Source organism: Nocardia sp. NPDC060220 (assembly GCF_042727815.1).
GTDB lineage: Bacteria > Actinomycetota > Actinomycetes > Mycobacteriales > Mycobacteriaceae > Nocardia.
Map to the genome: position 1 here is coordinate 1 of NZ_JBHWZY010000328.1, position 7162 is coordinate 7162.

General features: G+C 66.4%; 9 protein-coding genes and 1 pseudogene. 6 read left to right on the plus strand and 4 right to left on the minus strand.

Annotated elements, in window-relative coordinates; translation table 11 throughout:
- The coding region (locus tag ACFWF3_RS18175) for an MFS transporter (RefSeq protein ID WP_379314556.1) at positions 1-326 on the minus strand (326 nt) is incomplete at its 3' end.
- A 206-nt stretch (positions 327-532) separates the two neighbouring features.
- Between ACFWF3_RS18175 and ppk2 the strand changes: the two genes are divergently transcribed.
- Positions 533-1468, plus strand: a complete 936-nt coding sequence (gene ppk2, locus ACFWF3_RS18180) for a polyphosphate kinase 2 (RefSeq protein ID WP_379314557.1) — start codon at positions 533-535, stop codon at positions 1466-1468.
- A 5-nt stretch (positions 1469-1473) separates the two neighbouring features.
- Here ppk2 and ACFWF3_RS18185 read toward each other — a convergent pair whose 3' ends face one another.
- Complete coding sequence (locus tag ACFWF3_RS18185; protein ID WP_378991871.1) at positions 1474-2211, minus strand: hypothetical protein; 738 nt, start codon at positions 2209-2211, stop codon at positions 1474-1476.
- Between the two features lie 177 nt (positions 2212-2388).
- Between ACFWF3_RS18185 and ACFWF3_RS18190 the strand changes: the two are divergent.
- From ACFWF3_RS18190 to ACFWF3_RS18200, 3 genes and pseudogenes are all read left to right on the plus strand, one after another.
- Positions 2389-2541 (plus strand): annotated as a pseudogene (locus ACFWF3_RS18190) (NAD-dependent deacetylase); the annotation flags it as partial.
- A gap of 9 nt (positions 2542-2550) precedes the next feature.
- Positions 2551-3207 (plus strand): CPBP family intramembrane glutamic endopeptidase, encoded by a 657-nt coding sequence (locus ACFWF3_RS18195; RefSeq protein ID WP_379314558.1) that lies wholly within the window; start codon positions 2551-2553, stop codon positions 3205-3207.
- Positions 3208-3310: 103 nt separating this feature from the next.
- A complete protein-coding gene (locus ACFWF3_RS18200; RefSeq protein WP_379314559.1) occupies positions 3311-4414 on the plus strand; it encodes a glycosyltransferase in 1104 nt (367 codons plus the stop codon).
- Position 4415: 1 nt separating this feature from the next.
- On the opposite strand, the gene ACFWF3_RS18205 is transcribed toward ACFWF3_RS18200, so the two are convergent.
- Positions 4416-5114 (minus strand): GNAT family N-acetyltransferase, encoded by a 699-nt coding sequence (locus ACFWF3_RS18205; RefSeq protein WP_378991874.1) that lies wholly within the window; start codon positions 5112-5114, stop codon positions 4416-4418.
- Between the two features lie 127 nt (positions 5115-5241).
- Entirely contained in the window at positions 5242-6183 is a 942-nt protein-coding gene (locus tag ACFWF3_RS18210) for an NAD(P)/FAD-dependent oxidoreductase (protein ID WP_379314561.1), read from the minus strand.
- A gap of 68 nt (positions 6184-6251) precedes the next feature.
- Between ACFWF3_RS18210 and ACFWF3_RS18215 the strand changes: the two genes are divergently transcribed.
- Both ACFWF3_RS18215 and ACFWF3_RS18220 read left to right on the plus strand, forming a co-directional pair.
- Positions 6252-6749, plus strand: coding sequence for a MarR family winged helix-turn-helix transcriptional regulator (locus ACFWF3_RS18215; protein ID WP_379314560.1), 498 nt, complete (start codon positions 6252-6254; stop codon positions 6747-6749).
- A gap of 326 nt (positions 6750-7075) precedes the next feature.
- Positions 7076-7162 (plus strand): NAD(P)-binding domain-containing protein (locus ACFWF3_RS18220; protein ID WP_379314562.1); only part of this gene is annotated, 87 nt, incomplete at its 3' end.

Consider the following 7162-nt stretch of genomic DNA (forward strand, 5'->3'; position numbering starts at 1 on the left):
GCGGTGACCACCGCGCTGATGAAGAACAGGACCGCGGCGATCTTCATCACCTTGAGCCTGCCGATGCGGTCGGCGATCCGGCCCGCGGTCATGGCGCCCGCGGCGGCGCCGAGCAGCGCCGAGGCCACAGCGAAGCCGAGAACGGCGTCGGCAACATCGAATTCGGATTGGATCGCCGAGACGGCCCCGTTGATCACGGCACTGTCGAAGCCGAACAACAATCCGCCCAGCGCCGCGACGGACGCGATCCGGATCACGCGGCTGCCCGAGGCCGGCTCGCCGTCGGGAAGAGCGGACTGGTCGGTGAAGGAGCCTCCATCATGCATCGGCGTCGTCCTCTCCACGGCGGGCAGCATTGCCTCGCGAGTAGCGGCGTGAATCAGATCACAGTCTGCCCCGAACGGGGTGCCATCTGCACCAATTCACGATACCGAGCCCACATCGCCGTGTTGCCAGGGTTGGCGCGGCAGCCTCGCTGCGCTGGGCACCGCGCGTTCATCTTCGCGACACGCACACCATTTAGCGTCACGGGATGACCGATGTCGAGATTCGTCCGATCCCCCGTGATGTCAGCGAGATCGCCGATCTCGCGACCGTCGTGAACCTGGCCGACACCACCGGATTCACCGTCGACGACAGCGACGACGACGATCCGATCCTGCTCACCGAACCCGGCGGCCTGGTCGTCGACACCTGGCGCGAGGGCTACCCCTACGACGAGCGCCTCTCGCGCCTGCAATACGACCTCGACAAGCGGTTACTGCAGATCGAGCTACTGAAACTGCAGAACTGGGTCAAGGCGACCGGGCGCCGCGTCGTCATAGTGTTCGAGGGTCGCGACGCCGCAGGCAAGGGCGGCACCATCAAACGCTTCATGGAGCACCTGAATCCGCGCGGGGCCCGGGTCGTGGCACTGGAAAAGCCCTCCGTGCGCGAATCCACCCAGTGGTATTTCCAGCGCTACGTCGAGCACCTGCCCGCCGCGGGCGAGATCGTGCTGTTCGACCGCTCCTGGTACAACCGCGCCGGTGTCGAACGGGTGATGGGTTTCTGCACGCCCGAACAGCATCGACGGTTCCTGTCGCAGGTGCCGCTGTTCGAACGGATGCTCGTCGACGACGGTATCGACCTGGTCAAGTTCTGGTTCTCGGTCTCGCCGCTGGAGCAGCGCACCCGTTTCGCCATCCGCCAGGTCGACCCGGTGCGGCACTGGAAGCTCTCGCCGATGGATCTGGCCTCGCTCGACAAATGGGACGACTACACCGCGGCCAAGGAGGAGAACTTCGAGCACACCGACACCGATCACGCACCGTGGATCGTGGTCAAGAGCAACGACAAGAAGCGCGCCAGGCTCAACGCGATGCGGCACGTGTTGAGCGGGTTCGATTACGGCAACAAGGATGTCGAGATCGTCGGCACCGCCGACCCACTGATCGTGGGCCGCGGGCGCGACGTCATCGGTTCCTGAACGTTCTAGCGCGTCAGGGCGACTCGGTGCGCGTCGAGCATCAGGGTGGCGAGCTCGTCGCGCTCGGTGTCGTCGAGGACATCGAAGCAGGGTGCGATCAGTTCGTCGGTCAGCTTCTCCGCCGCGTCCCAGCGCACCCGCACATCGTCGGTGACCGTCTCGAACGGTTCGGTCCAGCCCAGAAATTTCGCGTGACCGGGTCCGTCGAGGATCGGGGAGCCCGCGACCAGGATCGCCTGCAGCGGGGTGAGTCCGTTGGCCAGCACCGCGACCAGGTGCAGTCCGCCGCGGAGCTCGCGCAGCACATGGGTCAGTTGCAGCACCGCGGCCCGCCCGTCCTCGGGCACCGGCATGGCCCGCCAACCGGCGAACAGGGGCAAGCCGGTCGAGGGTGCGGCATCGACCACGCGGCGCAGCAGCTGTGCGAGCCGGTCGGCCTGCTCGAACGCGGCCAGTTTGCGTTGCCCGAAATCGCGACACGCGAGCATGTATTCCACCGCGGCGCCTGCGGCGGGCATCGGTACCGATTCCCATGCGGCGCGCACGCATCCGGGTTCGAAGAAGCCGAAGGCGGCGGTCACCACGTCGGCGTCGACGTCACCGAGCACCCCGCCACGGCCTCGCGTGTAGGCGCCGTGGAACCCGGCCACCCCGGTCGTCTCCCCGAACGCCCTGGCCTCGCGCGAGATCATGAACGCCCCACCGAGTTCGAGTACCTGCCGTTTGACCGTTGCCGACGTCATTCGTCTGCCACCTTCCGCTGTTGTCCACTCCAGGCAGACTTTAGCGTTGCATAGTCAGATGCGATAGCCTTTCGCGAGGACAACGACCGAAATCCATCAACCGCACCGCTCTACCGGACCTAGGCCGGATGGCCATGACCACCCAGCTCGTGGCGATCTTGTCCGGGCGCCGGCGTCTCCACCGACAGCGGAATCCCGGACTATCGCGGCCCGGCGGGCCTGTGGCAGCGCGATCCCGACGCCCAGAAACTGGTCACCTACGACTACTACATCGCCCTGCCCGCCCTGCTGGCGACGTTGGCCGCGACGAAGGCCGAGCACAGCGGCTAATCTCGGCAGATGACCGTCGACACCGGCCGCACCAGCCGGAAGACTTGGCTCACAGTCGAATTCGTCGCCCTCTTCTTCGGCCTGACCGGATTGTTCGCGGTGTTGCTGCGCGGTGTGAGCCCGCTGCCTTTCCTTGTGGCGATCACCGTCGGCATCGTGATCTACCTGCGCCGCCACGGTTTCGATCGTGGCAGCTTCTGGCGGGCCGACGCACTGCGCCCCGCCCTGCCCGGCATCCTCGCGCTCTGGGCGATCTCGGCCCTGACCCTCGCCGCCGCGGTGGCGGTGTTCCGGCCCGATTCGCTGTTCGATCTACCGCGCGAACGTCCCCTGATCTGGGTCCTGGTCCTCGTGTTCTATCCGCTGGTCAGCGTCTATCCGCAGGAACTGCTGTTCCGCGCCTTCCTGTTTCACCGCTACGCGCCGATCTTCGGCGACGGTCCGCGCATGATCGCCGCCAGCGCCGTCGCGTTCGGTTTCGCCCACTTCATCGTCGGCAACCCGATCTCGGTGCTGCTGAGCGCGGCGGCCGGTGTTCTCTTCGCAGCCCGGTATCGGCGGACCCGCTCGCTGCTCACCACTTCGGTGGAGCACGCCCTCTATGGCATCCTCGTCTTCACCGTCGGCCTCGGCGACTTGTTCTATCACGGGGCAGCAGCCGCGTAACTCTCTCGATGCGGGGCCGAGGTGAACTATCGTCGACGTTGAGTCGTAGTGCTGGATGGTGGCGGTCGAGACTGCGGCCGCCCGGGGCGATGGCGGGGACCTGATGCGAGTGCTGTTCGTGGCGATGCCGCTGATCGGGCATCTGTTCCCGATGATGCCGCTGGTCGACACTCTGCGCGAGCGCGGGCACGACGTCATGGTGGCTACCGGCGGGGACGCGGCCGCGGTGGTGCGCGCGCGATTGCCGGTGGCCGATGTCGCCCCGCCGATCAACTATCTGCGTGCCGCGGTGCGCGGGCTGGGGCGGCATCCGGTGCTGGCGGTGCGGTCGGGGAAAGGGATGGCGGACGCACGCGGCGGCGCCCACGTCTTCGCGGTCACCAATCGGCCGATGGTCGAGCCGCTGCTGCGTGCCGCTACCGAGTTCGCACCGGAGGTGATCGTGCACGAGCCGTTCGCGGCGGCCGCGGCGATGGTGGCCGACCGGCTCGGCGTACCCACGATCCTGCACAACATCGCCCTCGACAACGGCACCGTCATCCGCCGTGAACTGCTGCGTCTGCTCACCGACGCCGCTCTGCCCGCTCCGGCGAGCACCCTGTCCATCGCCCCGCCCAGCATCGTCCGGGTCGAGGGGCGGCCGTTGCGCTACACCCCGTACTCCGCCCCGGGCGCGGACACACCCGCGTTCCTGCGCGAACCGTCCACACGCCCACGCATTCTCGTCACCCGCTCGACCATGCTCGGCGACGGTCCGGACACGATGCTGCGGGCGATCGTGCGCGCCGCACCGTATGTCGATGCCGACATCGTCATCGTGCGACCCGATCGAAAGACACTGCGCAACACCGCACTTCCCGCGAACATCCGCACGACCGGGTGGATCGCCCTGCACGAAGCTCTGCCCCACTGCACTGCCATGGTCAACCACGCGGGAGCCGGTTCGGTCTATGCCGCCCTCCACGCCGGGGTCCCTCAGATCGCCACCCCCGCACCGGGCGACCGAGCCTGGAACGCGATCTCGGTGCAGCGACGCGGCGCCGGACTGTCGGCGCCTGCCCGTTCGATCACCGCCGCCCACCTCAACGCCCTGATCTCTGATCCCGACCTGAGGACGAACGCACGTGCGGTCGCCGCCGAGATCGCCGCGATGCCCGGTGTCAGCGACATCGCCGACGAGGTGACCCGATCGGCCGCCACCCGATGACCTAGGGCGCTTGCACCAGTGTCAGCGTCGACTTCTTGCGCACCGTGAAGCCCAGCGTCTCGTACAAACTGATCGCCGTCGTGTTGTGTGCGACCGCGTGCAGAAACGGCGTCTCACCCCGCGCGCGGATTCCGGCCCCGACCGCCCGAATCAGCCGCGAGGCGATCCCCCGGCCCCGAAATTCGACATCGGTGCACACCGCGCTGATCTCGGTCCACCCCGGAGGATGCAGCCGCTCCCCCGCCATCGCCACCAACCGACCCTCGACCCGCAGTCCGAGATAGGTGCCCATTTCGATGGTCCGCGGCGCGTACGGGCCGGGTTCGGTCCGGGCGATCAGCTCCAAGATCTCGGGAACATCAGCGGCAGTAAGTCTTTCGAGCTCAGGATCGAGGGCAACCCGCAATCCCGCGCCGTCCATCTGCACGGTGTCGAACTCGGCGAGCACCGCCCACTCCGCCGGCACCACATGCCCGATCCCGCGGATTCCAGCACTGCCGCCCGACCCGAGCACAGCGCCCAGATCAGCCCAATCCTGCTCATCGAGCACCGCCGGATGCCCGACGAATCGCGCGACTTCCGGCTCATAGCGCCCGATCCGCCCCGTCCACCGCGCGAAACGACTGTGCTCGCCCCGCAACGAAGCCCGCACCGGATCATCGAGCGGATGCACCGCGATATCGACGTCGACGGTCAACACACTCTCCTCACCAGGCAACCCGACCGCCGAAACGTTAGCCGAGCACACAACCGCCGGTCACCGTTTGCACTCACCACGATTCCGACCCCCTCGGGGGTCGAGCACATCCCGCAACGAGCGGACCGAGTCAATACTCGGCGAGCGAAAGCTGGATATCCAGTTCCAGCAGATAATGATTCACCGCCACAGCGGCCCTGGATCCCGCGGCCGCGGCGTGGACGAGTTGCGCAGGCGAATCGGCGACATTGCCCGCGGCCCAGATACCAGCGACGCTGGTGCGCCCCGTGGCATCGACCGCGACCCAGCCATCGTCGCCGACCGCGCATCGCAGCCGAGTGAGCAGCTCATCACGGGGAGTGAAACACGGCCCGACAAAGACCGCCGTCCGCGAAATGAGCTGTCCCGATGCGAGTTTGACGCCGTGGAGGGGACCGTCCTGCACAACCACTCGGTTCACCTCTCCTTCGACGACGTGAACGCCGCGCGCGGACAAGCGGCGGCGCTCGTCGTCCGACAACGCGATCTCTCGCGGGAAGAAGAGGACGTCGTCGGACCACTGACGTACCAGCGACGCTTGGTGCACGGAAAATGCCCTGTTCGCGCCACCCAGAACCGCGAGCGGCGCGTCTCGCACCTCGTATCCGTGACAGTACGGACAGTGAAGAACCCCTTGTCCCCATTGTTCTCGAACTCCAGGGATCGCCGGCAGTTCATCGCGCAGGCCCGTCGCTACAACCACTGCCCGCGCCACAACGACGGCCCCGGCTTCGGTCTCCACCGAGAAATGTCCGTCGACCGCTGCGATGTCCACGACTCGGCCAGTCAGCACCTGCGCACCGTAGCGGCGCACCTCCGCGCTGCCTGTCGCCAGCAACTGCCCCGGCGCGACTCCGTCCCGGGTCAAGTACCCATGCGTCGTCTGGGCAGCCATATTTCGGGGTTCACCGGAGTCGATGAGCACTACCCGACGACACGATCGAGCCAGAACCAGCGCGGCACTCAGACCGGCCGCGCCCCCACCGACCACCACGACATCGTGAACCACAATTCCCCCTCGACCACTCCGCACGACCTTGTCACCGTCCGGGTACGCTCCGAACGTACCGAATTGTTCACTAGTTAACAAAAGGAGAGGTGATGGCCGAAACGTCGCTCCGAGAACGGACATCCGATCTCTGGCGTATCCGAAACCCCGACCTCGACACCTCCGCCATGGTGGTGGTCGGCCAGATCAAACGCATTTCCGCCCTGCTCGACCGCGCCGTGGAGGACATCTACGCCCAGGCCCACATCACCCCGGCAGAGGTGGGCCTACTTGTACCCCTCCGGTATGCCGACCCACCCCTCACCGCGATCCGTCTGGCCGAACATCTCGGCATGTCCAGGGCAGGCGTCGGAAAAACACTCACCAAACTCGAACGGCGAGGACTGATCACCCGCACCCAGAACCCGACCGATCGACGATCGACCCTGATTCGCCTCACCCCGGCAGGAATTGGATTGATCGACGAGGTCTTCCCCCGCGAACTCGAAGCCCACGCACAGCTACTCACCGACCTGGACCAACAACGTGCCGCAGTACTACAGGGCTTGGACCACCTCGCCCAGAGTCTCGAAGCTCGAAGCAACGGTTGAGACCAAGCCCGAACAGCTCGTACAGGGCGATCTCACGCGGCTGCTTCACCGACAGCTCGGCGGTGACCGTCTCGACCTGAACGAAGATCGCGAACCAGTTCTTCGCTGGATCCTCATACGGTGCGTTCATCGGCAGCACACCAGCATGAGACGTGGCGGAGACATCAACGTCAGCAACCAATCCAACTGCCCCAACATCACCTCGGCCTGATCTCGGGAGAACCCTAAAACCATCAGCGGTCAGTCGCGTCGGTCCGATAGGGCGGCGCGGCGGGTGTTCGGTGGGCGGATCGTGTCCGGGAACTTGTCCGCTAACCTTGCGTTTTGTGTCGAGGATTGCGGTGATCGGTGGTGGCCGGATCGGGGAGGCGTTGATCGCTGGGCTTCTCGAATCCGGGTGGGCGAGCGAGGAT

What these genes read in the sequence shown, in the direction of transcription:
- ppk2 (WP_379314557.1), top strand. Translation starts at nt 533, where the DNA reads ATGACCGATGTCGAGATTCGTCCGATCCCCCGTGATGTCAGCGAGATC.
- ACFWF3_RS18185 (WP_378991871.1), bottom strand. Translation starts at nt 2,211, where the DNA reads ATGACGTCGGCAACGGTCAAACGGCAGGTACTCGAACTCGGTGGGGCG.
- ACFWF3_RS18195 (WP_379314558.1), top strand. Translation starts at nt 2,551, where the DNA reads ATGACCGTCGACACCGGCCGCACCAGCCGGAAGACTTGGCTCACAGTC.
- ACFWF3_RS18200 (WP_379314559.1), top strand. Translation starts at nt 3,311, where the DNA reads ATGCGAGTGCTGTTCGTGGCGATGCCGCTGATCGGGCATCTGTTCCCG.
- ACFWF3_RS18215 (WP_379314560.1), top strand. Translation starts at nt 6,252, where the DNA reads ATGGCCGAAACGTCGCTCCGAGAACGGACATCCGATCTCTGGCGTATC.